Source organism: Priestia koreensis, from assembly GCF_022646885.1.
Classification (GTDB): domain Bacteria; phylum Bacillota; class Bacilli; order Bacillales; family Bacillaceae_H; genus Bacillus_AG; species Bacillus_AG koreensis_A.
Map to the genome: position 1 here is coordinate 3,908,839 of NZ_CP061868.1, position 24,365 is coordinate 3,933,203.

The window sequence follows — 24,365 nt, forward strand, 5'->3', positions numbered from 1 at the left end:
TATTTATATTCAGCTCTCATACAAAAAAGACACGAGAAGATTCTCCCGTGCCTTTTTCCATATGGTATTATAATTCGATTTCTTCTCCTGGAGTAAGAACTCGTCCTTCTGCACTTTTTAAGCGTGATACAAAATCATGTGGATCTTGTTCAATCACTGGGAACGTATTGTAATGAACAGGAACGACCATTTTCGCTCCGATCCATTCCGCCGCCACAAGTGCGTCGTCTGGTCCCATCGTGAAATTGTCTCCAATCGGTAAAAATGCTAAATCAATGTTTTCGAATTCATTTAATAGCTTCATATCCGAGTAAAGAGAGGTATCTGCCGCATGATAAATTGTTTTACCTTCAATTTTTAGTAGAATTCCAGCCGGCATTCCCATGTAAATAAGCTGCTGTGACTCTTCATCCGTATAGCTAGAGCTGTGGAAAGCCTGCGTTAGCTTCACGGTACCAAAATCAAATTTGAATGAACCACCAATATTAAGGGGATGAGTGTTTAATCCCTTCCAGCCAAAGTATGTCGCGATTTCAGCTGTTCCGATTACGGTTGCATTACTACGTTTTGCAATTTCCACCGTATCACCAACATGATCATTATGACCGTGAGATAAAATGATGTAATCAGCCTCTACCTCATCTGCTTTCAAATCTGTTGTAGCATTCCCGTTAATGAAAGGATCAATTAGAATCGTTTTTCCACCTGTTTGAATTTTGACAACGGAATGACCATGAAACGAAATTTTCATATGTAACGCTCCTTTACTTTAAATTAATCGATGAAAGTACTTTATTACTCTACCCGGTCAGACCCTACTATAACCACACAAAAAAGGCTAACTACTCGTTGTTAGCCTTTTTTATATGCCCTTACGCTTGCTTTAGGAGCGTATGCGCATCTGAATACACAAGCCCATGAGCATCTGCCACCGCCGCATACGTCACAAATCCCTGAAGCGTATTAATGCCCTTTAGTAGTGCTTCGTTTTGAACGCAAGCCTTAATATAACCCTTATTGGCAATATCAACTGCGTAAGGAACCGTCACATTCGTCAGCGCCATCGTTGAAGTACGTGGTACAGCTCCAGGCATATTTGCTACTGCATAATGAAGCACATCATGCTTTGTGTACGTAGGATTGTCGTGAGTGGTTATACGATCCGTTGTTTCAAAAATACCGCCTTGGTCAATCGCAATATCAACGACAACAGAACCTGGTTTCATACTTTTAATCATTTCTTCTGTGACAAGCTTTGGTGCTTTTGCACCTGGTATAAGTACAGCTCCAATGACTAGATCGGATTCTTGAACAGCTTCCGCAATATTCATTGGATTCGACATCAATGTTTTAATCTCTTTCCCAAAAATATCTTCTAACTGACGGAGACGTTCCACATTTAAATCAATAATCGTCACGTCTGCTCCGAGGCCAATGGCAATTTTCGCTGCGTTTGTTCCGGCTACACCGCCACCAATAATCGTTACCTTTCCTCGCTGTACACCGGGAACTCCGCTTAGTAAAATGCCTTTTCCACCTTTAGGCTTTTCTAAAAACTGCGCGCCAATTTGCGATGACATTCTTCCTGCTACCTCACTCATCGGCGTTAGGAGTGGCAGTGAGCGGTTAGGAAGCTGGACCGTTTCATAGGCAATGCCAACAACCTTCGCATCCGTTAGCGCTTTTGTAAGAGAAGCTTCTGCTGCTAAATGTAGATATGTAAATAAAATTAACCCTTCTCGGAAATAACTGTATTCTTCTGGAAGCGGTTCTTTTACTTTCATGACCATTTCCTGTCCCCAAGCCTCTTCCGCTCTCTCTACAATCTGAGCGCCTGCCTGTACATATTGGTCATCTAAAAAACCAGATCCAATGCCTGCTCCTTTTTCAACAAATACCTCGTGTCCTTGATTTACAAAATGAAAAACCCCCGAAGGCGTAATGGCTACACGATTTTCATTGTTTTTGATTTCTTTTGGGACCCCTATCTTCATCAAAATTCCTCCTAAGAAATTGACTTGTATTCGTTCACTTTTATCGAAAGGAAGTGCCTTATACAATAAGTTATTCCCTTTTTGTTCTTATATAACGCTCGTATAAGCTTTTGGTGGATAAATTTTCTAAAAGAATTTAACGCAAAACAAAAAGGGCTTTTACAAAAGCCCTCTGCTTTGACACATTACATTTCTTCTTGCGTATCTTTTGTGCTTTGTGTCGTTTGAGATGGATGTTCTCCACCTACAACACCACTTGAATAAGCATCCATAATTTGTTGTGACGTCTCTTGGTCACCTTGTTCATTGTATTCAAATTGATTTTGTGGACGTTTCTTTTCGCTCATGTTCCTCGCTCCTTTATGAAATAATCCTTTGTATGTTCTACTATTTGTGGATTTTTATACAAAAAAAGAGAAAGAATGAGCATCGCTCATTCCTTCTCTTTTAAACGAATATGGGCTGCTGAACACAGTCCTTTGCTTTTTGAATCGCTTTTTTGACCTGTTTAAAACCAGTGCCACCTGCGCTATCACGACGACTAACAGCATTGTATGGGTCTAATACCTCGTAAATATCTTGTTGGAATAACGAAGACATCTCCTGATATTCTTCAAGAGATAGATCCATTAAATAAATTCCTTTTTGAATGCAAGCAAGAACTAGCTTCCCAACTACTTCATGAGCCTGTCTAAACGGCATGCCTTTTGCTGCTAAATAATCCGCAAGTTCCGTTGCATTGGAGAAGTCTTGCTTCGTTGCTTGAGACATACGCTGTTCTTTCACTGTCATCGTCTCAATCATACCTGCAAAAATAGTAAGGCTTCCTTCTACCGTTGTAACCGTGTCGAACATTCCCTCTTTATCTTCTTGTAGGTCTTTGTTATACGCAAGAGGTGTGCCTTTTAGGACGGTCAGCAAACCAAACAATTCACCGTATACGCGACCTGTTTTTCCACGAATTAATTCTGCCATATCTGGATTTTTCTTTTGTGGCATGATGCTACTTCCCGTAGCGTACGTATCATCCATTTCAATGAACTGAAACTCCTGGCTCGACCAAATAATAAGCTCCTCACAAAAACGTGACAGATGCATCATCAGCATTGAGCTATTGCTTAAAAACTCTAAAATAAAATCGCGGTCGCTTACAGCATCCATACTGTTCTCGTAAATTCCTGAGAATCCTAGTAGTTCCGCCGTATATTCACGATCAATCGGAAATGTTGTACCTGCTAGTGCACCCGCTCCTAAAGGAGAGAGATCAATACGCTTTAGTGACTCTTCAAATCGTTCCACGTCACGTTGAAGCATCCAAAAATACGCCAACAAATGATGTGCAAACGAAACAGGTTGAGCACGCTGTAAATGTGTATATCCTGGGAACACGGTTTCCACGTGCTTTTCCGCTTTGACGATTAACACATTTTGTAGCTCTTTAATCAGACCTGTAATCGTCTGAACGTGCTTCTTTAAATAAAGATGCATATCTGTCGCCACTTGGTCATTACGGCTACGTCCTGTATGAAGCTTACCTCCTACTGGACCAATTTCATCAATTAGTAACTTTTCAATATTAAGATGAATATCTTCATATTGAGCAGAAAACGAAAGCTCTTTTTTCTTAGCCTTCTCTAATAAAGTCGTAAGACCTGCTTGAATTTCCCCTGCCTCTTCCTGTGAAAGAATGTTGCATTTAGCAAGCATTTTTACATGAGCCAAGCTTCCCTCGATATCTTCTTCTACTAGCTGTTTGTCAAATTCAATGGATGCGCCGAACTCGTCGATCCATTGTTCAGGGCGTTTCGTAAAACGCCCTCCCCATAGTTTGCTCATAGTGTCACCTTCTCGTTGTCCTTCACCGCTTCTGTCTTATTTACCATGCTGTGAACCTTTGTCGGAAGTCCCCAAAGAGAGATAAAGCCAACCGCTGCATTGTGATCAAACTCATCATCTTTCGTATACGTCGCAAGTTTCTCATTATATAACGAGTTTGCAGATTGACGACCTTCTACGATCGCGTGCCCTTTAAATAATTTTACGCGTACAACGCCGTTCACGTATTGTTGCGTCTCTTCTAAAAATGCAAGTAGTGCTTTTGTTAATGGAGAAAACCACAGACCTTCATAGATAATTTCTGTTAGTTTTTTCTCGATAACCGGCTTGAAATGCGCTACTTCTTTTACAAGCGTTAAGTCTTCTAGTTCCTTATGTGCTTTAATAAGTGTCATTGCCCCTGGACATTCGTACACCTCACGTGACTTAATCCCAACTAAACGATTTTCTACGTGATCAATTCTTCCGACACCGTGTTTTCCAGCCAGTTCATTTAACGCTAAAATAAGCTGATCCAGAGAATAAAGCTCGCCGTTTAACGCAACCGGAATCCCTTTTTCAAATGTGATTTCGACCGTATCAGCCACATCTGGCGCTTTCTCTAATGAAGCGGTCAAATCATAAGCTTCTTCTGGTGGTGCTGCCCATGGATCTTCTAATACCCCACACTCATTACTTCTTCCCCATAAATTTTGGTCAATGGAGAACGGGCTATCTAAGTTAATTGGAATTGGGATGTTATGCTCTTTTGCATATTCAATTTCCTCTTCACGAGACCATTTCCAGTCACGCACAGGTGCAACTACTTCAAGATCTGGATTTAACGCTTTAATTGATACCTCGAAGCGAACCTGATCGTTACCTTTCCCTGTGCAGCCGTGTGCAACAGCTACTGCCCCTTCTTTTTCTGCTACTTCTACGAGCTTTTTGGCGATCAACGGACGTGAAAGCGCAGAAACAAGTGGATATTTGCCTTCATACAACGTGTGTGCTTGAAGAGCTGCTAATGCATAAACATTCGCAAATTCTTCTTTTGCATCAATCACATAAGACTCAACCGCTCCAACTTGCAGTGCCTTTTGTTTTACAAAGTTTAAATCTTTCCCTTCCCCTACATCTAAACAACAAGCAACTACATCATAGCCTTTCTCCTGTAACCATTTTACCGCCACCGATGTATCTAATCCTCCTGAATATGCAAGCACAATCTTAGATTTACTCATTATGCTGTTCCTCCTCTATCTATATAAAAATCTATTTTTATTCATTTAAGTTAATAATAATGTAACAGTAATAACAACTTTTTTCAATACTTATTCACGAAAAAGTATAAATATTTATATTTCATGCATGTAGATGTTTTGAAACACAGAACCAATTGGACAAAAAAACAATGTAAGGGAGAACTACTTTTCTTCCTTACACACACACTGAAGCATTGTTCTATCTTTTCAACTGCACATCGGACTGGAATGGAAGACCGAACAATTAGAAAGAGCTTATTCCCATCTGAAACAATAACCCTTACAATAAAATACTAAATAAACGGAACCATCCTCTTTGACTTTCCTCATTTAACGACACTAGGTCCGAAGTGAAAGATGCGAAGACTCCTACGGGATTAGTGAGTCAGATGAGATCCCGCAGGAATGGAATGACGAGGAAGCTCACCGCTCGCCCCGTGGAAAGCGAAGCAATCTGAAACGAAGGACCGGACTACTTTTTCACATTTCTACACATTAGACCGGAATGAGAGGACGAACAATTAGAAAGAGCTTACTCCCATTGGAAACAATAATCCTTATAATGACACACCAAATAAGAAGAGTAATTCTGTCTTACTTTCCCCATTTAACAATACTAGGTCCGAAGTGAAAGATGCGAAGACTCCTACGGGCTTAGTGAGTCAGATGAGATCCCGCAGGAATGAAGTGACGAGGAAGCTCAGCGCTCACCCCGTGGAAAGCGAAGCAATCTGAAACGAAGGGCCGGACTACTTTTTCACATAAAAATAGAACTATACTTCCAATTACGATACACTAAAAGAAAAAATGCAAAAGGATGTGGGAAGATGAGCGATTACTTTACCTATGACAAACGCTTGGGCATTAAAAAACCCGTTTTACCAGCAGAATGGAAGACAATCGATCTTCACACTCAGCAGCAAATCCTAACGGAATGGGAACACATTCGTGGCCATATTCCAGATCGTATCAAAGACGTCGAACAGCTCATTAACCAAAAACAAGCACAGCTAGATGACGAAGAAAACTTCTCTCGTTCGTGTGAGTTGAATAGCGAAATCGCCAACCTTGCTTCCATTATCAACGACCTTTGGATTTGGTATCGCACGAACCAAAACATAACATCATCCAAAAAGCACGCATAAAAAAAGCAAAAGTGACGAATCACTTTTGCTTTTGATCATTTTATCGCTGTTTTCTTATTTCTCCTACAACGTGTCTAGCCTGAGGTAAAATAAGCTTGTTCATTCCAAGCGTAACGGCTCCTGTTGAACCTGGTAATGAGAATAGTGCCTTTTCACCAATCACACCCGCTACCGCACGACTCATCATCGCAGCTGCACCAATGTCCTCTGTATAACTTAACATACGGAACAATTCTCCAAACCCAACGATCTCCTTTTGAAGAAGCGGCGTGACGCTCTCAATCGTAACGTCTCGAAGTGAAATCCCTGTTCCACCATTTGTAATAATAATATCCACATCTGGTTGTAGTGCAGCAGACAATACGGCCTGCTGAATGTGCTGCTGATCATCGGCCACAATTTCGTACCCTTGAATATGATGACCATCCTCTTCTAGCAGCGAGATAATTCTCTTACCGCTTTTATCCGTTTCTTCTGTTCTCGTATCACTAATCGTCACAACCCAGCACCGTAATTGCTGCGGAGCCGTTTTGGCATGCTCTTGACTGTTATTCACTGTACGTTTCGTCCTTTCCTTCTAAAAAGCGATATTGATAAAAACGCTTTGCATAATCAGTTACTTGCTTTGTGAATTGGTAGTTCACACCCGCTCCGATAGCCATACTGATAAGTGGAAGCTTTTGCAAAGATTGACGCTTTGTTAATAAGATTAAGCCCGCTTTCCCAATTTGTAGACCGGCCTTTTCAATCCATGTCTTATCAATTACCTGCTCATCACCTTCATAAAAGAACGGCAGGTCCGTTTCCCTTAATTCTTCTACTAGCATCTCCCACCCGTTTCGTTGCCAGCGTTTTGGCAAACTAGCGGCATGGAACACTTTTAGCGAGAGCATTAACTCGAATGGACTATTCATTTTATATCCATAAGACATGCCAATCACATGAATAGCATGTAGATTTGTAGCAAGCATGGCAATCAAATCTGTTCCCAATAACACAGGCTTACCCGTTCCAGCTAAAGTACCTTGAATGAATGACACGAGCCGCTGCTTGCTGACCTGTTGCTCACAGATGAAAGATAGCTGATCAATAGACAACGATTGAAGATCTTCTATTTTTTCAATGTCGCTGTTGAATACACGGGCCGTTTCTAAAATGCGCTCTTTTGCATTTGTTTGTAGCTGGGTCCCTTGAATGACCGTCGTCAGCTGATAAAGCCAGCCATCCATACGCTGTAGATATGTTTGAGCTGTCTCTTCGGGAATTTTAGCCAGCATTTTATCTATCCACTCTTCGTATCCTTTTTCCCATTTTGACACTTCGTATCGGCTTAACTGCTCCTGCCATTGCATAATGTCTAGCTTTAGTTGCTCTTCACGATTATGTACACTCATTTCTCCACCCCTTCAAATGCTTATTTACTCACATTATAACAAATAACGGACCCAACCATGAAAAGAGTGGTAAAATGGTTGTCATAAAAAAAGAGCCTAGTCATGTGACTAGGCTCTCCATCTATTTATGCTTAGTTGCTTAAACGAACAACGTCGCGTGCAATCATAACTTCTTCGTTTGTTGGAATAACCATAACTTTAACAGGTGAATGAGGATAGCTTAAGAAAGCTTCTTCTCCCATTGTGTTGTTAAGAGATGGATCACAGTATACACCCATGAATTCCAATCCACGAAGGATACGTTCACGCATAACTGCACTATTTTCACCGATACCAGCTGTGAAGATGATTGCATCAACACCACTCATACGAGCTGCATAAGAACCGATGTATTTATGGATACGTCCAGAGAATACTTCTAATGCAACGCGAGCACGGTCATTACCTTCATCTGCTTGTTGAATAAGGTCACGCAAATCACTTGAAAGACCAGAAATACCTAGAAGACCACTTTCTTTGTTCAATACTTGTAGTACTTCGTTTGCATCTTTGCCTGTTTTCTCCATGATATAAGGAATTAAAGCAGGGTCAATGTTCCCTGAACGAGTTCCCATTGCTACACCAGCTAAAGGTGTGAAGCCCATGGATGTATCAATTGATTTACCGCCTTCAATAGCTGCAATACTTGCACCATTACCTAAGTGACAAGAAATTAAACGTAATTGCTCAACCGGACGACCTAACAGCTCTGCTGCACGCTCTGATACATATTTATGAGATGTACCGTGGAAGCCGTATTTACGCATACCGTATTTTTCATAGTACTCATATGGTAGGCTGTATAAGAATGATTGCTCAGGCATCGTTTGATGGAATGCAGTATCAAACACAGCTACTGCTGGGATACTTGGTAAAATTTCTTGGAATGCTTTAATTCCTACTACGTTCGCAGGGTTGTGAAGTGGTGCTAGATCAGATAGTGCCTCAATCTCTGCTAGCGTTTCATCTGTAACAAGCACAGAATCGTTGAACTTCTCTCCACCGTGAACAACACGATGACCTACACCTGTAATTTCATCATAAGATTTGATAATACCTTCAGAAAGTAGTTTATCTACTAACATTTTTACCGCTACTGCGTGATCTGGAATATCTGTAATTTCAGTTTTCTTCTCACCGTTTACGGAAATTGTAAAAATAGAATCCTTTAAACCGATACGCTCAACAAGACCTTTTGTTAGAACATTTTCACTTGGCATTTCAAACAGTTGAAATTTAAGTGAAGAACTTCCAGCATTGATGGCCATGATTTTTGACATCTTATGAAACAGCTCCTTTTTTTCGTACGAAAAACTGATTGAATATATTTTTTCACTCTACAATATTCTATGCATTTCGACACATATTCTATCCTCATTCATTTAATCATTCGTACTGTCATATTGCAAGAGCTTCAACGAATTGTAAGCGTTCACGATGAAAATTCATTATTTTCTGAAAGGTTGTTAGCGTTTATTAACGGCAAACCACTGATCAATTTCACCCATCATTTTGCCCATTGCTTCTTTGTTTGTGAACTTCGGAAGATCGACAAGTAATGCTTGCTTAGGAGCTTCAACCTCTGCACCTTTCTTTTGTAAAATAAAGATGCTTTTGGCGTGACTTTCTTGTTTGAAAATAGAAAGTGGCAATTGAATAAGTCCTTGAATAACCGTTTCATCCTTCAGAAACTCGTGTAATTTTGGAGCTTCCGCGCTTTCAAATAAGTTATTTGGAACAAGCGCCATCACGTAGCCGCCTTCTTTTACATAGTTCAAGCTTTGCTCAATTAGAAGATGATGTGCGTATGAATGTCCTTCATCTGCTTTCAAGCGATACTCTTTTGCTCCTTCATCATTTGGATAGTACCCAACAGGAAGATCAGCAACAACAAGATCTACAGGATCGATAAACAACGGCTGTAGGCTGTCCTGATTGAAAAACTGAATCGGGTGTTTTTGCAGGTTCGCACTAACATAGGCAAGCTTAATTAACAGCTCGTCCACGTCAACACCGTACGCTTGCTCGACTTTGTTTTGTCCATTTAGCACCGTTGTTAGAAGGTTACCTGTCCCAATCACTGGATCTAATACCGTATAAGTAGAGTGATTGTGCATAAACTTACCAACTAAGTAGCTCATGAACATTCCAACAGTATCAGGTGTCATTTGATGATTCGGCTGAATCGCTTCTTTCATCCCCTTTAAAATCGCAAGCTGATATCCCTTACGGATTAATTCAGACTCTGTACGATCTAGGCTGATTTTGTCATATTCTTTTTTTAGTCGTCTTACCGTTACTTCATCTAATTCGTCTTGTAGCACATCACCATGAAATAAATTTTCACCTGTTTCTGCGACCGCTTCAAGGTATGAACAATCCAATTCTTTTCTTAAAATGAGCGCTGTTTGATCGATGACCTGAAAGAGCGTCTCGACCTTTGAAAAATCATTCATTTACGTTCCTCCTACTTTTATCTATTTATGCTCGCTCTACCGCGAACTTTATGGTTTATCAGTTAAGTTGTTATCATTTAGTAGTGACTTGTACTCAAGCATATTGTACTTTATCCGAGCACTACATTCTATCACAAAGAAAAGCGATGCACAAAAAAAGGAGCCTCAAACGTTGTTCAGACCGTTTGAGGCTCCTTTTTAGCAAAAAATGCCGCTTATTTTGCAGCTTTTACTGCTTCAATTGCCGCATCATAGTTAGGATGATTTGTTACTTCATCTAAATACTCTACGTATGTTACTTTGTCATTTGAATCCACTACGAATACAGAACGAGCTAGCAAACGAAGTTCTTGAATAGCTACTCCATAAGCTTCACCAAATGATAAATCACGGTGATCAGATACGGTTTGAACGTTCTCAATGCCGTTCGCACCACACCAGCGTTTTTGAGCAAACGGTAAGTCTACGCTCACTGTTAGCACCTTTACGTTATCAAGTTTTGCAGCTTCCTCGTTGAAACGACGAGTTTGTGCATCACAAACTCCTGTGTCAATAGAAGGAACAACGCTGATTAAACGAACAGAACCTTTTGTATCGTCAAGAGTTACCTCAGATAAATCGTTTGCTAATACCGTAAAGTTAGGAGCCGTATCTCCTACTTTTACTTGATTGCCTAATAGTGTTACTGGATTTCCTTTAAATGTAACTGCCATCATTATTTCCTCCCTTAATCGAATATGTACAGTGTAATCTTAATCTATCTTTCAGCACCAATGCAATCATTTACCTTCCTAAAGGCCGAATATTTTCTCTTTTTCCCTCCCCACATAAAAAAGCACCAAAAAGGTGCTTTTATAGGTCGTAGCGATGATTTGGATCTACGTGATCATTGTGTGGTTCTGTATGAACGTGATCACTATGCTTTTTGTCTCGTTTAAATACTTGCTGAATTTTTTCTAATGTTTGAGGAGCAGTATCCAAAATTTTCTCCAATAGATGTGTACCTTCGTTAAGGTGAAGCATCTTAATGCCAGATGAATTGACGATTAAAAATGCGATTGGCGTGATAGATACACCACCACCGCTTCCTCCACCGAATGGTAAAAGGCTTTTATGCTGCTCTCCTTGATGGTTGTGGGATGAGCTAGAGTCAGATTTATTCGTTGAGCCGTCTGAGAAAAACTCACTTCCACCAGCAGCAAATCCAAAACCAACTTTTGATACGGTCAAGATGACGCTCCCATCAGGTGTTTCAACGGGGTCACCAATAATCGTATTTACGTCAATCATATCTTTTAAGTTTTCCATTGCGGTAGACATAAGACCTTTAATTGGATGTTCCATTCTATGTACCTCCTAAGATTCAACAGATGACTGTTGTTTGTCCTTGTTGAAAAGCTGAGCGAATAGTTCCTTTCGCCCTCCATAAGCACTGCGCCAATACTTGAATACTAGTAAACCTGCTACTATAGCATGCCCGATCCGAAACTTAAATATGCAAGATAAATGCGTTTGGGAACGAAGACGCTGAAAATCTGGTTGGATCGCAATAAAAGGCTGTCCTACTAAACGGAAATACTGGCTCATAAGTGAGATGATGCCGCTTTTTGCCGTCCATATAGCTCCTACTAACATACCTGTATGAGCAGCATCTCCAGCACCGACTGCTGAACGCCAGCTAACATCCGTCAACGTAATTCTTCTCAAAAATCTTCGAATGATCCTGTGAAATCCAATAATATGCCGAAACAGCTCCCTCGTATTATGAACCGTTTCTTGAATATCATGTAGCGAGAACTTTTTTGTTTTCTTATTTTTTGAGTCGCCACCCGCTGTATCTGTTCCTTTATTCTCTTCTACTACCAAAGTAGGTGAATCATCATCCACTTGGATTAGTGGAATCTCGTATTTGTATCGTATTAATCCAAACCAGGCTGAAAACTTTAGCGTAATTCGGTCATCGTCACCTATGTGTTTAATTACAAGAACAATGGTTAGCTTTGTCCAAAATAGAAGGAAAAGAAGCACAACTAGAATTAATAAAACCGACCATATCCATATCAAAACGTTCACCTCTTCTCAACTGTCTATTATTTCCTTGTAAGCGAAAAATAAACAAAAAAAGAAGGAAAAGAGTGTTTGTCTTTTCCTTCCCTGCACTTATGAACGATGAATGACCGTTGTGCCCGCAAAATAGTCATGCAATCCTTGTTTTTGTGGTAAAAACGCAACAAGCAAGTACCCAATTAGAAAAATGGTTTTAGCAACATATCGGCCAATTACTTCTCGAAATATAATCGTCGACCATCGCAAGCGATCATCTTTTAGATCAATGACCTGTAGTCCAAAAATCATTTTCCCGAGCGTCTGCCTGAACCACCTCGTCATGAATACGAAATATGCATAAAATACAAGTGCCGATACAAATCCGTAAAGCGTTAGTAACCCATCATTAGTAGAAAGACCCAAGAGATGAAATAGGGGCTTAACGATAATTCTCTCTAAGCTACCAATGACAAGTAAATCAACGAGATACGCCCAAAACCTCATCCAAAATCCCGCATATCTGACCATAACCCGCTCGTTCGATACGGTCACTTCAGGTGCTGTGTGAATAGGTTCATTAGTAGAATAATTGTCTGTATAATCCATTTACTCACTCCTATTCTGCATACAGATACATTAAGCGCGGAGAACTTGGATTGCTAAGCAGCTTCAGCATTCCTGTTAGCTCTTGCGTGTTTCCTAGCACTTTTTGTGCGCTCATGGATAAGAAGGAAGATAGACCTAGCGAAGAGGACTCATATGAAACAACTTCTGCCCCTTTTAAATGCTCATCTTTTTTCATCCCTTTTACCGTATCATCAAAATATCCTAATTCATCTACTAGTTTTAACTCTTTTGCCTGTCTTCCATCATACACACGGCCATCCGCAATCTTTCGTACCTGTTCTTCGGAAAGATTTCGTCCTTTTGAGATTACGTTCACAAATCCACCGTATGCATTATCAACGAGACGTTGCATAATTTGTCTTTCCGCCGCCGTCATCTCACGTGTTGGTGACATAATATCTTTGTAAGGACCGCTTTTAATGGTTTCATTTTTCACACCGAAGTTCTTTGCAAGCTCACCGTAGTTAAGACTTTGCATAATCACGCCTAAAGATCCTGTTAGCGTATCGGGTATGGCATAAATTTTATTCGCTGCTGTTGAGATATAATAACCGCCTGATGCTGCCATACTACCCATTGAAATGTAAACGGGATGCTTTGTTTTCTCTTTGAACTCCTCCAGCTTCTTATGTATTTCAGCACTCTCAACGACGCCTCCACCAGGTGAGTTCACTTTTACAATAAGCCCTTTTACTTGCGGATCATTTTTCGCTTGATCAATCATTTTTAAGAACTCTTGGTGATTGTACCCTCCACTTTGAAATGGAGAAGAGGATTCACCTGTATCCTGGATGACTCCACTTACTTCGAGAACAACGATTTTTTTCGCATCATTTCCGTCTTTGATGACTTTTTCTGCAAACCCCTCGTCATCACCCATAACAGATGAAAGACCTTCTCCAACATCATTAAACAGTACGCTCGTCGTAACGCTTACAAGAATTGAAATTAAGAACAATCCTATTGCGAGTCCTAGGGCTACCCAACGCCTTTTGTTCATGTAAAAACCTCCTGTAATTAACTGAAAAATAGGATAATTCTTTTATTTTTTCAAAAAATTTCGTAGAATACATATATAGTGTATCAAATTCTTTTGAAGAACATGAATGCTTTCTACTATTATTACGATCAAACAAGGGGGAACTTCCATGACAACAAATCGCCGCAACATTTATTTTTTCCACAAAAAAGATGCTGAAACAATTAATCGTGTTAAGCCCTTACAAGAGCTAGCAGAAAAACATGATTTTACAATCGTTCACACTATGAAAGAAGCAAGCATCATCATTTCAGTAGGCGGAGACGGAGATTTCCTTCAAGCTGTTCGTCAATCAGGGTTCCGTGATGATTGCCTCTATGCTGGGATTACAACAGCTAATCAACTGAGCTTTTATTGCGATTTCCATATTGAGGATACGGATAAAATGGTTGAAGCGGTTAGCAATCGCGAAGTAGAAGTAAGACGCTTTCCAGTCATCCAAACACAAATTGATCAAAACCCACCCGTTTATTCATTGAATGAATGTTCAATACGTTCTTCACTCATTAAAACATTTGAAATGGAAGTATTTATTAATGAGCTCCATTTTGAAACGTTCCGAGGAGACGGCATGATTGTCGCAACCCCAACTGGAAGTACGGCTTACAATAAGTCCGTAAACGGAGCGGTCGTAGATCCACTTCTTCCATGCTTACAGGTGAGTGAAATTGCGTCTTTAAATAATAATCAATATCGTACGCTAGTATCTTCGTTTATCTTAAGCGATCAGAATACCTTAACACTACGTTTTTCGCCTGATAACCCACATTACCCAACGATTGGACTAGATAACGAGGCCATTAGTTCAAAGCAGGTGGAAAAAATCACAATTTCACTTGCAGATCAGCAAGTGAAAACCGTTAAACTAAAAGACAATTCATTTTGGCAACGCGTGCAACGAACGTTCTTATAATCAGTATGTTAGGAGACGCTCTCTATAATAGAGAGCGTCTTTTCATATTAATAGAGCAAACATTATTGCTGAAACATGATCGTCCCGTCCACTACCGTCATATATACACCTGCATTTGGAATCTCATCTTCTGCCATGTTGAATAAATCATGATCTAGAACTGTAAAATCTGCTTTGTATCCCTGTGAAACTAATCCAACCTCATTCTCTCTCTTGATAGCGTACGCACTTTCGTATGTAAATAATCGAACGGCTTCAAAAACAGAAAGCTTCTCTTCTGGCATATATACGTCAGAAGAAGTGGGGCTATTTTTACGTGATACGGCCGCATGAATACCGAGTAACGGATCCATTGGCTCAATTGGCGCATCTGATCCTCCTGCACAGTGAAAGCCTTTTTGAATAAGCGTTTTCCAAACGTAGCAAGATTTCATCCGCTCATGGCCAAGTCTCTCCTCTACCCACGGAAAATCACTTGCCACAAATCGGGGCTGAATATCAAGAATCATCGGAAGAGTTTTCGCTCGTTCAATTAAGTCGGGACGCAAAATCTGAGCATGAATAATTCGATCTCGCTGACCTGCTTTTGGTGGATGCTTTTCTAAACTCGTAATTACGTATTCAAATGCCAAATCACCAATCGCATGAATCGCGACCGTTCGTCCAAATGTGCGTGCTTTTTTCACCAAATCCGATAGCTCATCTTGGGTGTGGATCGCCACTCCTTGTGTCGTCTCATCATCTTCGTAAGGCTTACTTAACAGAGCAGACCTTCCACCTAAAGAGCCATCTGCAAAAATTTTCATCGCGCCAATTTCAATAAATGGATCTTCGTGGTGGTCGGCATATGAGAAAGCTTCTTCTGCTACACCATAATGAGCCAGTAAGTGAGCGCGGAATTTTGTTTTAGACCCATTAATGACATGTTGAAACGTTTCATACGTACGTAGAAATCCACCATAATAGTTTAAATCCTCTGAATGAGCCCCCGTCAGTCCCTTGCTAAAAGCATCTTGAACCGACAACTGAAGAGCACGTTGCAAATAGTTTTCGGAAGGAAGAGGCATTTTACTCGTCACAAGCTGCTGTGCTTCATCTACTAAGAATCCTGTGATCGTTCCGTCTTCTTCTCTATCTACAATTCCTCCTTGTGGCTCTTTTACATCATCACTTACTCCTGATAATGTCAGTGCATATGTATTAGCAATCAGCGCATGGCGACAAATACGTTTCATAATAATTGGGTGATCGCTTGTGATGGCATCGAGCTCTTTACGATGAATAATACGTGGAGTCTTCCACTGATTTTCATCCCATCCTTCGGCAATAATCCATTCATTATGTGGCGTTGTTTTTACTTTTTCCTCTACTAATTGCAGGACTTCCTCTGCTGATGTGGCAGCGGATAAGTCTAGTCGAAGTAACTTTTCCCCGTGCCCGATTAAATGAATGTGACTATCGACAAATCCTGGGTATAACACCTTTCCTTTCAAATTAATTTTCTCATTTATTCGATTTCCGTACTTTTCTTGTAGGGTAGCCACACTACCTGTCTCAAGAATCGTTCCGTCCTCTACTAGTATTGCTTCCACTGTTTCCAGTTCGTTTACCATTGTATAAATCGTTCCACCAAACCAAAGTGTGGCCACATTCAACATCTCCCTAAAATTTTTTCATTATTCTTATTATAATCAATTAAAGAGAAAATAGAAAAGAGTGAGCTTTCGCTCACTCTCTGTAGCCATGTTTATAATTATTTGTAGCTTCCGCCTAATTGTTGTTGAGCCATTTGAACTAAGCGTTTAGTGATCTCTCCACCAACAGATCCGTTAGCGCGAGCAGTAGCTTCAGCTCCAAGGTTTACCCCGAATTCAGAAGCGATTTCGTATTTCATTTGGTCGATAGCTGCTTGAGAACCAGCAACTACTAATTTGTTTGTGTTTGCCATGTGTGTGTCACCTCCTTGTTGAATATAGATTGTGTCAAAGCGCAAATGTTCATACATAATTTTTTTGGTAATTTTTTCTTTATGTTTAAACCATTCTTCTTTTGTCAAATAACGAACAGTTTTCACCTATAAAAAACCATTTTCTGCTCTATTTGAATCTCTACAAACACAATAAAAAAGACTATCCGTATAGGAAGTTTTCCTAGGATAGTCTTTTTTATTGTTCTGCAATCATTCAATAATTAAAACAAATCGTTCTCAACGGCAACTGTTTCTTTTTGAGTCATGTCCGTTTCACTCGTAAATTCCAACACTTCTGTATTTCTCACCGTTTCATCAATTAACGGCTCGAAATCGTAAAATGCTTCGTAACGATTGACCTTTTCACGTCTCGGTCTTGTTTTTGGTTGAGCAGGTGTAAAGATGGTACAGCAATCCTCATATGGACGGATTGAAATATCATGCGTATCAATTTCTCTTGCGATATTAATAATTTCAGTTTTATCCATTGCGATGAGCGGTCGAATAATTGGCGTATTCGTCACTTCATTAATTGCATACATACTTTCAACCGTTTGACTCGCTACTTGTCCAAGGCTTTCACCTGTTACAATTGCGAGCGCCTGCTCTTGCTCTCTGATTTTATCCGTGATACGCAGCATCATACGTCTAGTGGATGTCATCGTGTAGTTTTCAGGAACTTGTTTGTGTACAGCTTGCTGAACTTCTGTAAATGGCACAACGTGCAAGCGAACTTTGTGACCGTATTTAACAAGCTTTTGAGCAAGGTCGATTACTTTTTGTTTGGCACGCTCACTTGTAAACGGAGGACTATGGAAATGAACAGCTTCAATTTCCAAACCGCGCTTCATGGATAAGTAACCAGCTACTGGGCTATCGATTCCACCTGAAAGCATAAGCATCGCTTTACCGCCAGAACCAACTGGCAATCCTCCAGCTCCTGGATAATCAAAGCACATAATATACGTGGCTTCTGTTCGAACTTCTACTCGCAGGTTAATATCCGGTTTTTTTACGTTAACCGTTAAATTCGTTGTGTTTCGTAAAATATGACCGCCAACCTCGTGGTTAATGCCATTCGTATCAAATTCAAAATGTTTATCAGAGCGTCTTGCAGACACCTTAAATGTTGTTTCCGGTTGATCAAATTCTTCAATCGCCTTTAAAGCCGCTTCTTTAATTTGATCCATTTCTGAGTCCACTTTTAAAGCTAGACTAAAGCTTTGAATACCAAATACTTCTTGAAGCTTCGGAATCATTGGCTTTGGGTCTTCCCCTTTTAAATGAATGTACATACGATCTCTCGTTTGCTCAATTAGAATAGAGGGGAAATCAGCAAGCACATGTAAAATATGCTTACGTAAACGCGTTAAAAACTGCTTACGGTTTTGACCTTTTGTCGATACTTCACCGTATCGAATTAAAATATGATTGTACATTATCGTTTCTCCTTCACAACTTCTTTCAGTTCTTCTACTGCTTGTAAAATACCTGTTGCTGCCTTTTCAGCGTCCTCTTGCGTTGTTTGGTAGGAAAGACTGATTCGAATAGCTTGATCGGCATCTTCTCGTTTTTTCCCCATCGCAAGAAGCGTTTTACTTGGACTTTTCTTTTTTGATGAGCATGCAGACGTTGTAGATACATATATACCTTTGTCCTCTAACGCATGAACAAATACTTCCGCCTTCATTCCATGAAACGTAACATTTAAAATGTGAGGAGCACCATGTGACGGGCTATTAATCGTTAAGTGTCTTTGATCAGATAATTGACGGACTAAAATCTTACGAAGTTCTTTTATACGTTCATTTTTATCGGCCGCATTCTCAAGGGTCATTCGTAGAGCTTTAGCGAGCGCAACAACTCCAGGGACATTTTCGGTACCTGATCGAAGCTGTGACTCTTGTTCTCCACCACTTAATAAGGGAGCTAGTTTAATCCCTTCACGTACATATAAAACTCCTGTTCCTTTAAGACCATGGAACTTATGGCCCGATAAGGTGAGGAGATCAATAGAAGCCTTTTTAAAATCAAGCGGGACTTTTCCAATCCCTTGGACGTGATCGACATGAAAAATAGTCTTTGGATATTCATCCAACACGTGCCCGATTTCAGCTATCGGCTGAATAACACCTGTTTCATTATTCACATGAATAACAGAGACAAGAATAGTATCCTCACGTAAGGAATTCTTTAATTCCTCTATTGAGATGAGTCCTTCTTCATTCACCGATAGATAGGTCACGTCAAATCCCCATTCTTCTAGCTGTTTAAACGGCTGATGAACGGAATCATGTTCAATCTCTGTTGTAATAATATGTTTTCCACGGTTTTGATATTGAAAAGCGACACCCTTTATTGCCATATTATTTCCTTCTGTCCCTCCAGAAGTAAAAATAATCTCTTTTGGTGATACATGCAAAAGAGTCGCAACTTGTTCACGAGAGCGACTGAGCAATCGCTCCGCTTGTCCGCCTAGTCCGTGTAAGGACGATGGATTTCCGAAATAATCAGTGCTAACTTTCACAAACGAATCAATTACTTCTTTATATGGTTGAGTAGTGGCGCTATTATCAAGATAAATCACTGCATTTACTCCCTTTTTTAAACAGTTAATGTTAATGTCAAGTTATGATACCACAGTTGAAAATGAATGAAAATAACAGCCCCCTACGTTCTTTTATGTCAGAATATTCTTTTATCCCATGATTTATTTCGTAATGAATTGACTGAAGATGTAACAAAATAGAGGAAAGAAGAAAGTAATAGGAGGAGCTATGAAACAACATGAACTAACAAAAAAAGAATTGCTTGCTGTAGGCTTAATGCTGTTTGCTCTTTTTTTTGGCGCTGGAAATATGATCTTTCCTCCTGCTCTCGGACAACAGGCAGGAACGAATACTTTTGTGGGAATTGGCGGCTTTTTGTTAACAGGCGTCGGTTTGCCCCTATTAGGAATCATTGCTGCTTCGAGAATCAAAGGGGACTTTTCAGGGGTAGCTAAAAGGGTTCATCCTGTGTTTGGTTTATGCTTTACCTTCATCACGTACTTAACCATTGGACCGTTCTTTGGCATTCCCCGTACAGGAACAGTCGCGTTCCAAATTGGCGTCACTCCTTTTTTGAATGAAGCAGCTAAAAATAGCGGTACATACCTATTCATTTATACGGTTATTTTTTTTGGCATTACGCTTTGGCTTGCCATGAACCCTTCTAAAATCGTGGATACGGTTGGAAAAATATTAACGCCGCTTCTCCTGGGTGTACTAACACTGCTCGTCATAAAAAGTCTGATCACTCCAATGGGCTCGTTTCAGCCTCCACAACAGGCATATGCGAACGCACCATTTTTCAAAGGGTTTTTAGACGGCTACTTAACAATGGATGCCATTGCCGCCCTAGTGTTTGGCATTGTTGTTATTACGAGTATTAAAGACAAAGGAATTACGGATCCAAAACGAATCGCATCTACTTGTATGAAAGCGGGGGTAATTGCCGCTGTTGGATTAGCGCTTGTTTACATTTCTCTTGCCTACATAGGAGCATCGAGCGTGTCATCTATAGGCGTTCAAACAAACGGAGGGGACATTTTAACAAACGTAGCGAAGGTCCTATTTGGGCCCTTTGGCATCACCATTTTAGCCATCGCAATCACGTTTGCTTGCCTCACTACCTCAATCGGACTTTTAACGGCATGCGGCGAATTTCTTTCCAAACAAATAAGAGGATTGTCATACCGAGTGGCGATTATGTTGATTTCGATCTTTAGCCTAGTTGTGTCAAATGTAGGACTGACAAAGCTTATTAGCATTTCAACGCCTCTCTTAACGTTTCTTTATCCCATTGCGATTATTTTAATTATCCTGTCACTAGTCGATAAAAATTTTGGGATTTATCAAGAAGTCTATATCGGCTCCGTAACAGCAGGAGCCGTCATTAGTTTTTTTGATGCGCTGAACGCAGCACAAATTCCACTGGGCCCTATCAATCAATTTTTAACACGATATGTCCCTCTTTACGAGAACCAAATGGGCTGGCTTATTCCTTCCATTTTGGTCGGGTTCATTGGATGGATCATCGGTTATGTTCGTCGCCAAAGTGCTCAGGCTAAATAAAAAAGATCGTTCACCATGTGCGGTGAACGATCTTTTTTATTTCCGTTCGGTTAAAATACCTTGAATTCGTTGCATAGCTCCTGGCTCCACGCCTTCAATAGCACTAGCAGCTTGTTCAAGAGCCGCATGATACTCGTAGTTGCGGAACGATTCTTCCGATTGTCGCAGTGACTGTGCAACAGCAGGATGCGTACTTCTGTAACGATTGCCATATTGAATGACTTTCTCTACAAGAAATACTTCGCCTACCATTTGCTCAGTTTCTTCAAAAAGAGACTGAACAGATTCTACTGCCTGCTGCAATAAGTCATTTACAGCCTCCATCGTCAACGGCTTCTCTTCTAGCTTTAGGGATACCTCTTCTAGAAGTTGTCTAGCGACTTCTACGCGCTGTTTATATTCAACGCTTACCCCAGGAAGATTTCCTTGTTGAATAAGTCTTCTTGCTTCAATGAGCTGCTTTTTAAGATCCGTGATCTTTTCTTTTGCATGTATTTCATCTTTTCGTAACGTTTGAAGCGTTTCGACGTACTCTTTTTGAATTTCTTCAAGCTGTTGAAGCTGTTTAGATACCTCTTCTAGCTCCTCCTGAATAATGGTATAAGCTAGTTGGTGATCCGCAATTTTATTCGAAATCGTGTAATAGAGGTTTGTCAGCCTTTTCACTTCACGATCCATGCGATGGAAAACTTCTACATCTTTTTCTTGAAGGTGATAGCTTTGCTGAACAAATACCGTTTCTTCACGTAACCCTCTATTTTTTTCTTGCAATGTTTTTAAAAGATGTGAAATCGAACTTAATTCACGATTCATTTTGTGGTAAGCCATGACCTCTTGCTCCAACGAATCGTATAAGTGATCAAGACGATCATTCACATCTGCTAGCTGTACAATGGCTTCCTCGACCTGTAAATCTTCGATCAGAGCCGTAATAGCGATGGTTTGCTCTTGTAAGAACTGAACAGCTTCTTCAACCTGTAGATGATCAAGCACATATCCTTGTGCCTGCATTTCTCTGTATCCATCTAATAGCTCTTGTAATTGGGAAGGAAGCGTTGTCTGACACTCAACTAATAATTTAGGAATTTGTTCTACATACTCATTGAGAACCGTTAGATCCTCATGAATGCCGATTACAATTTCACGAGCATGTAAATAGTTCCCGTTATTCGTAGCTTCTTCAAATTCCACAAAGCGCTCTTTTACATTTTGAAGAACCTTATCCAAATTCTCTTCTGCATTTCCATATGAATGACGATGTGCGAGCACTTTTTTCTTTACGACACGGTGAAGCTCGGTCACTTCTTCAATATCATGACGATTGCTTTGCTCGCTTCCGATAAGGTTTTTTAACTCTTTTAAAATCTCTGAAATACTTTCTTCGATTTCTAAAAGCGTTTGCTCCGTATGTATAATTAATTGGTTTGCTTTTTTAAAGCGATATTTATCAGCCACTTCTTCCGTTTCCATCAGCAACTCATCGATCTTTGGAAGGTCGGTTGTAACAATATCATCCCAATCATTACGCCAGCGCTCAAACAGCTGCTCAGTCTCACCAATCATATTTAACTCTTTAACCTTTGCAATTTCTTCAGCTACAGGTTTGTTCATCAGTTCCATTTTAAAGGCTTCAAGCCGATCTACTTCCTTGTAAATCTTTTTTCTTGAATAAAATCCATAAATAATCAATCCAATAATGAGGATAATTATCGCTATAGTAAGTTCCATACTAAGCCCCCTTAAACTCCCGGTCCAATGCTACAATTTATTATGTATATGAATGGTTTAAAATACGAAATAAACTTTTTTTGTCAATGTTTTTATGATACCACGATCCTAGCTATTTTTGATGAAATTTTTATATTTTTTTGCATAAAATCTTGGTATTTTGTCGTTCCTTGTGTTTTCTTCGGTTAAAACCACTATTCTCAACATTTAAACGCCGAAAAGGCAGAAAAAATTGGCTCTTTGGAGAAATCAGTTTCTATTTTTTTTGACTCGGTGTAGTCTATTATTACACGTATCGTAACGGGAGGTAAAATGATACCTATGAAAACTGATCAACATATTCATACGCCTTATTGTCCACACGGCTCGGCAGACCCATTTGAGCGCTATATTGAACAAGCAATCAAGCAAGGCTTTCGAGTCATTTCGTTTACAGAACACGCGCCGTTGCCACCTTCATTCATCGATCCTACCCCTGATCAAGACAGCGGGATGAAACTCGAGCATTTAGAAGGTTATATTCATACCATTCAACAGCTTAAAGCATCCTTTAAGCAGGATATTCGCATTAACGTAGGGTTTGAAGTTGATTTTATTGAAGGATTTGAAGAGGAAACGAAGACATTTCTAGACACATATGGACCGGAAATTGACGACAGCATTTTATCCGTTCATTTTCTTAAAAACAACCAGACTTACTACTGCATGGATTACAGCTCGGACGTTTTTTCAGAGATGATCAACGTATTCGGAGGCGTTGAAAACGTCTATAAAGCTTATTATGACACGGTTTATAAATCCATTCTTTCTTCGTTAGGCACACACAAGCCAAAACGAATCGGTCATATGACGCTTGTTCATAAATTCCAAAAAGCATTCCCATGTCAAAAAGAGTTTTCATACGAGACCAATCGTATTTTGGACCTCATACAAGAACAAAAAATGCAGCTCGATTATAACGGTGCTGGGTTGTATAAGCCGCTTTGCGAAGAACCTTATCCGACTGACGCCGTTGTAAAAGAAGCCAAAAAAAGAAACATCCCTCTCATCTATGGGTCTGATGCCCACACTGCAAAGGATGTTGGTCAAGGTTATTCACGCTTAGAACCGATGCTTTAAGACGATATTTTGACATAGAGACGTCTTTCAGACATAGGCTCCAGAATCACTTGATGAACCCAATTTTCTAGTTCTTTCGTATACTGCTCAATGAAGAAGGTTTCATGAGAAAAAACGTGCAGCACTTCTGCAAGGTATTGAGGGTGAAGATAAGGCATGCTGAGCATTCCCTTTAGCTGTAAAATAACGTACGGGATGTTTAGTTTTTTAAATGCCTTTTCTTTCATTCCTTGTTCAAACACCATTTTTAAATAATATTTTTCTTTGGTCAAATACGTTGTCATAATCTCACGAATTAACACCGTATCTAACGAAATCTCACGATAAACGAATCGAGCAATGTGGCGATGTTCATGATGATAACGCAGAAGAATTTGAATGAGCTTATACAAGCACTCCGTTGGCCCCTTCTCTTCTAAATCCGTTACAACCGCTTCAACCTCTTGAATATATCCTTCTAAAAAGGTTGTGACGAGGTGCTCTAGCAAACCTTCCTTGTTTTCAAAGTAATAAGCAATATTCGCCACGTTCACTTTTGCTTTTTGAGAAATATCACGTACGGAAGTTCCATTAAACCCTTTCGTATTAAAAAGCGCTACGGCTGCATCAATAATTCGATCTTTTGTCTTCGATTGAATTGCCAAGCTCAACACCCCATTTTCATTTGGTAAGCGTTCGTTTTAATCCCTCATTCCCCCACC

At 40.0% G+C, this 24,365-nt stretch carries 24 protein-coding genes; 4 read left to right on the plus strand and 20 right to left on the minus strand.

What is annotated here, in order from left to right:
* Positions 1-67: 67 nt before the first annotated feature.
* The 5 genes from IE339_RS20515 to IE339_RS20535 form a co-directional block, all read right to left on the minus strand.
* Positions 68-751: a metal-dependent hydrolase gene (locus tag IE339_RS20515; protein ID WP_242170724.1), complete on the minus strand. Its 684-nt coding sequence runs from the start codon at positions 749-751 to the stop codon at positions 68-70.
* Between the two features lie 121 nt (positions 752-872).
* Positions 873-1,994, minus strand: a complete 1,122-nt coding sequence (gene ald / locus IE339_RS20520) for an alanine dehydrogenase (protein WP_242170726.1) — start codon at positions 1,992-1,994, stop codon at positions 873-875.
* A 185-nt stretch (positions 1,995-2,179) separates the two neighbouring features.
* Positions 2,180-2,341, minus strand: a complete 162-nt coding sequence (locus IE339_RS20525) for a hypothetical protein (protein WP_169775943.1) — start codon at positions 2,339-2,341, stop codon at positions 2,180-2,182.
* 100 nt (positions 2,342-2,441) lie between these two features.
* The gene (gene argH, locus IE339_RS20530; RefSeq protein ID WP_242170728.1) at positions 2,442-3,830 is read right to left on the minus strand and encodes an argininosuccinate lyase; all 1,389 of its coding nucleotides are present in this window, start codon (positions 3,828-3,830) and stop codon (positions 2,442-2,444) included.
* On the minus strand, positions 3,827-5,053 hold the full coding sequence (locus IE339_RS20535; protein WP_242170731.1) for an argininosuccinate synthase: 1,227 nt from the start codon (positions 5,051-5,053) through the stop codon (positions 3,827-3,829). Before IE339_RS20535 ends, argH begins: the two co-directional genes overlap by 4 nt.
* Before the next feature lie 848 nt (positions 5,054-5,901).
* Between IE339_RS20535 and IE339_RS20540 the strand changes: the two genes are divergently transcribed.
* Positions 5,902-6,219, plus strand: coding sequence for a hypothetical protein (locus IE339_RS20540; protein WP_242170733.1), 318 nt, complete (start codon positions 5,902-5,904; stop codon positions 6,217-6,219).
* Positions 6,220-6,259: 40 nt separating this feature from the next.
* On the opposite strand, the gene IE339_RS20545 is transcribed toward IE339_RS20540, so the two are convergent.
* From IE339_RS20545 to sppA, 9 genes are all read right to left on the minus strand, one after another.
* Complete coding sequence (locus IE339_RS20545; RefSeq protein ID WP_242170735.1) at positions 6,260-6,775, minus strand: MogA/MoaB family molybdenum cofactor biosynthesis protein; 516 nt, start codon at positions 6,773-6,775, stop codon at positions 6,260-6,262.
* Positions 6,768-7,613, minus strand: a complete 846-nt coding sequence (locus IE339_RS20550) for an EcsC family protein (protein ID WP_242170738.1) — start codon at positions 7,611-7,613, stop codon at positions 6,768-6,770. Before IE339_RS20550 ends, IE339_RS20545 begins: the two co-directional genes overlap by 8 nt.
* Positions 7,614-7,744: 131 nt before the next feature.
* Positions 7,745-8,932, minus strand: a complete 1,188-nt coding sequence (locus IE339_RS20555; RefSeq protein WP_053400838.1) for an acetate kinase — start codon at positions 8,930-8,932, stop codon at positions 7,745-7,747.
* Between the two features lie 186 nt (positions 8,933-9,118).
* The gene (locus IE339_RS20560) at positions 9,119-10,108 is read right to left on the minus strand and encodes a class I SAM-dependent methyltransferase (protein ID WP_242170740.1); all 990 of its coding nucleotides are present in this window, start codon (positions 10,106-10,108) and stop codon (positions 9,119-9,121) included.
* A 215-nt stretch (positions 10,109-10,323) separates the two neighbouring features.
* Positions 10,324-10,824 carry a thiol peroxidase gene (gene tpx / locus IE339_RS20565; protein ID WP_053400836.1) on the minus strand — a complete coding sequence of 167 codons (501 nt, stop codon included), beginning with the start codon at positions 10,822-10,824 and terminating at the stop codon, positions 10,324-10,326.
* Positions 10,825-10,960: 136 nt separating this feature from the next.
* On the minus strand, positions 10,961-11,452 hold the full coding sequence (gene ytfJ, locus IE339_RS20570; protein WP_242170743.1) for a GerW family sporulation protein: 492 nt from the start codon (positions 11,450-11,452) through the stop codon (positions 10,961-10,963).
* A 12-nt stretch (positions 11,453-11,464) separates the two neighbouring features.
* Positions 11,465-12,172 carry a DUF2953 domain-containing protein gene (locus tag IE339_RS20575; protein ID WP_242170745.1) on the minus strand — a complete coding sequence of 236 codons (708 nt, stop codon included), beginning with the start codon at positions 12,170-12,172 and terminating at the stop codon, positions 11,465-11,467.
* Positions 12,173-12,268: 96 nt separating this feature from the next.
* The gene (locus IE339_RS20580) at positions 12,269-12,760 is read right to left on the minus strand and encodes an RDD family protein (protein WP_242170747.1); all 492 of its coding nucleotides are present in this window, start codon (positions 12,758-12,760) and stop codon (positions 12,269-12,271) included.
* A gap of 10 nt (positions 12,761-12,770) precedes the next feature.
* Positions 12,771-13,781: a signal peptide peptidase SppA gene (sppA, locus tag IE339_RS20585; protein WP_242170749.1), complete on the minus strand. Its 1,011-nt coding sequence runs from the start codon at positions 13,779-13,781 to the stop codon at positions 12,771-12,773.
* 148 nt (positions 13,782-13,929) lie between these two features.
* On the opposite strand from sppA, the gene IE339_RS20590 reads away from it, so the two are divergent.
* Entirely contained in the window at positions 13,930-14,733 is an 804-nt protein-coding gene (locus tag IE339_RS20590) for an NAD kinase (RefSeq protein WP_242170752.1), read from the plus strand.
* 62 nt (positions 14,734-14,795) lie between these two features.
* Here the strand turns inward: IE339_RS20590 and IE339_RS20595 are convergent, their stop codons facing one another.
* From IE339_RS20595 to IE339_RS20610, 4 genes are all read right to left on the minus strand, one after another.
* The gene (locus IE339_RS20595) at positions 14,796-16,382 is read right to left on the minus strand and encodes an amidohydrolase (protein ID WP_242170754.1); all 1,587 of its coding nucleotides are present in this window, start codon (positions 16,380-16,382) and stop codon (positions 14,796-14,798) included.
* 104 nt (positions 16,383-16,486) lie between these two features.
* Entirely contained in the window at positions 16,487-16,681 is a 195-nt protein-coding gene (locus IE339_RS20600; RefSeq protein ID WP_053401048.1) for an alpha/beta-type small acid-soluble spore protein, read from the minus strand.
* Positions 16,682-16,923: 242 nt separating this feature from the next.
* Positions 16,924-18,144, minus strand: coding sequence for a tRNA uracil 4-sulfurtransferase ThiI (gene thiI / locus IE339_RS20605; RefSeq protein ID WP_242176261.1), 1,221 nt, complete (start codon positions 18,142-18,144; stop codon positions 16,924-16,926).
* Positions 18,141-19,289, minus strand: a complete 1,149-nt coding sequence (locus IE339_RS20610) for a cysteine desulfurase family protein (protein ID WP_242170756.1) — start codon at positions 19,287-19,289, stop codon at positions 18,141-18,143. The genes thiI and IE339_RS20610 overlap by 4 nt, the downstream gene beginning before the upstream one ends.
* A gap of 190 nt (positions 19,290-19,479) precedes the next feature.
* Here IE339_RS20610 and brnQ point away from each other — a divergent pair, with 190 nt between their 5' ends.
* Positions 19,480-20,817, plus strand: a complete 1,338-nt coding sequence (brnQ, locus tag IE339_RS20615; protein ID WP_242170760.1) for a branched-chain amino acid transport system II carrier protein — start codon at positions 19,480-19,482, stop codon at positions 20,815-20,817.
* A gap of 36 nt (positions 20,818-20,853) precedes the next feature.
* On the opposite strand, the gene ezrA is transcribed toward brnQ, so the two are convergent.
* Complete coding sequence (gene ezrA / locus IE339_RS20620) at positions 20,854-22,545, minus strand: septation ring formation regulator EzrA (RefSeq protein ID WP_242170762.1); 1,692 nt, start codon at positions 22,543-22,545, stop codon at positions 20,854-20,856.
* 321 nt (positions 22,546-22,866) lie between these two features.
* Between ezrA and hisJ the strand changes: the two genes are divergently transcribed.
* Positions 22,867-23,664 carry a histidinol-phosphatase HisJ gene (gene hisJ, locus IE339_RS20625; protein ID WP_242170765.1) on the plus strand — a complete coding sequence of 266 codons (798 nt, stop codon included), beginning with the start codon at positions 22,867-22,869 and terminating at the stop codon, positions 23,662-23,664.
* Here the strand turns inward: hisJ and refZ are convergent.
* Positions 23,661-24,308 (minus strand): forespore capture DNA-binding protein RefZ, encoded by a 648-nt coding sequence (gene refZ / locus IE339_RS20630; protein WP_242170769.1) that lies wholly within the window; start codon positions 24,306-24,308, stop codon positions 23,661-23,663. The genes hisJ and refZ overlap by 4 nt on opposite strands.
* Positions 24,309-24,365: the final 57 nt, after the last annotated feature.

Coding starts and splice junctions, on each gene's coding strand:
- IE339_RS20515 (WP_242170724.1), bottom strand. CDS start 751: ATGAAAATTTCGTTTCATGGTCATTCCGTTGTCAAAATTCAAACAGGT.
- ald (WP_242170726.1), bottom strand. CDS start 1,994: ATGAAGATAGGGGTCCCAAAAGAAATCAAAAACAATGAAAATCGTGTA.
- IE339_RS20525 (WP_169775943.1), bottom strand. CDS start 2,341: ATGAGCGAAAAGAAACGTCCACAAAATCAATTTGAATACAATGAACAA.
- argH (WP_242170728.1), bottom strand. CDS start 3,830: ATGAGCAAACTATGGGGAGGGCGTTTTACGAAACGCCCTGAACAATGG.
- IE339_RS20535 (WP_242170731.1), bottom strand. CDS start 5,053: ATGAGTAAATCTAAGATTGTGCTTGCATATTCAGGAGGATTAGATACA.
- IE339_RS20540 (WP_242170733.1), top strand. CDS start 5,902: ATGAGCGATTACTTTACCTATGACAAACGCTTGGGCATTAAAAAACCC.
- IE339_RS20550 (WP_242170738.1), bottom strand. CDS start 7,613: ATGAGTGTACATAATCGTGAAGAGCAACTAAAGCTAGACATTATGCAA.
- IE339_RS20555 (WP_053400838.1), bottom strand. CDS start 8,932: ATGTCAAAAATCATGGCCATCAATGCTGGAAGTTCTTCACTTAAATTT.
- IE339_RS20560 (WP_242170740.1), bottom strand. CDS start 10,108: ATGAATGATTTTTCAAAGGTCGAGACGCTCTTTCAGGTCATCGATCAA.
- tpx (WP_053400836.1), bottom strand. CDS start 10,824: ATGATGGCAGTTACATTTAAAGGAAATCCAGTAACACTATTAGGCAAT.
- ytfJ (WP_242170743.1), bottom strand. CDS start 11,452: ATGGAACATCCAATTAAAGGTCTTATGTCTACCGCAATGGAAAACTTA.
- IE339_RS20580 (WP_242170747.1), bottom strand. CDS start 12,760: ATGGATTATACAGACAATTATTCTACTAATGAACCTATTCACACAGCA.
- sppA (WP_242170749.1), bottom strand. CDS start 13,781: ATGAACAAAAGGCGTTGGGTAGCCCTAGGACTCGCAATAGGATTGTTC.
- IE339_RS20590 (WP_242170752.1), top strand. CDS start 13,930: ATGACAACAAATCGCCGCAACATTTATTTTTTCCACAAAAAAGATGCT.
- IE339_RS20600 (WP_053401048.1), bottom strand. CDS start 16,681: ATGGCAAACACAAACAAATTAGTAGTTGCTGGTTCTCAAGCAGCTATC.
- brnQ (WP_242170760.1), top strand. CDS start 19,480: ATGAAACAACATGAACTAACAAAAAAAGAATTGCTTGCTGTAGGCTTA.
- ezrA (WP_242170762.1), bottom strand. CDS start 22,545: ATGGAACTTACTATAGCGATAATTATCCTCATTATTGGATTGATTATT.
- hisJ (WP_242170765.1), top strand. CDS start 22,867: ATGAAAACTGATCAACATATTCATACGCCTTATTGTCCACACGGCTCG.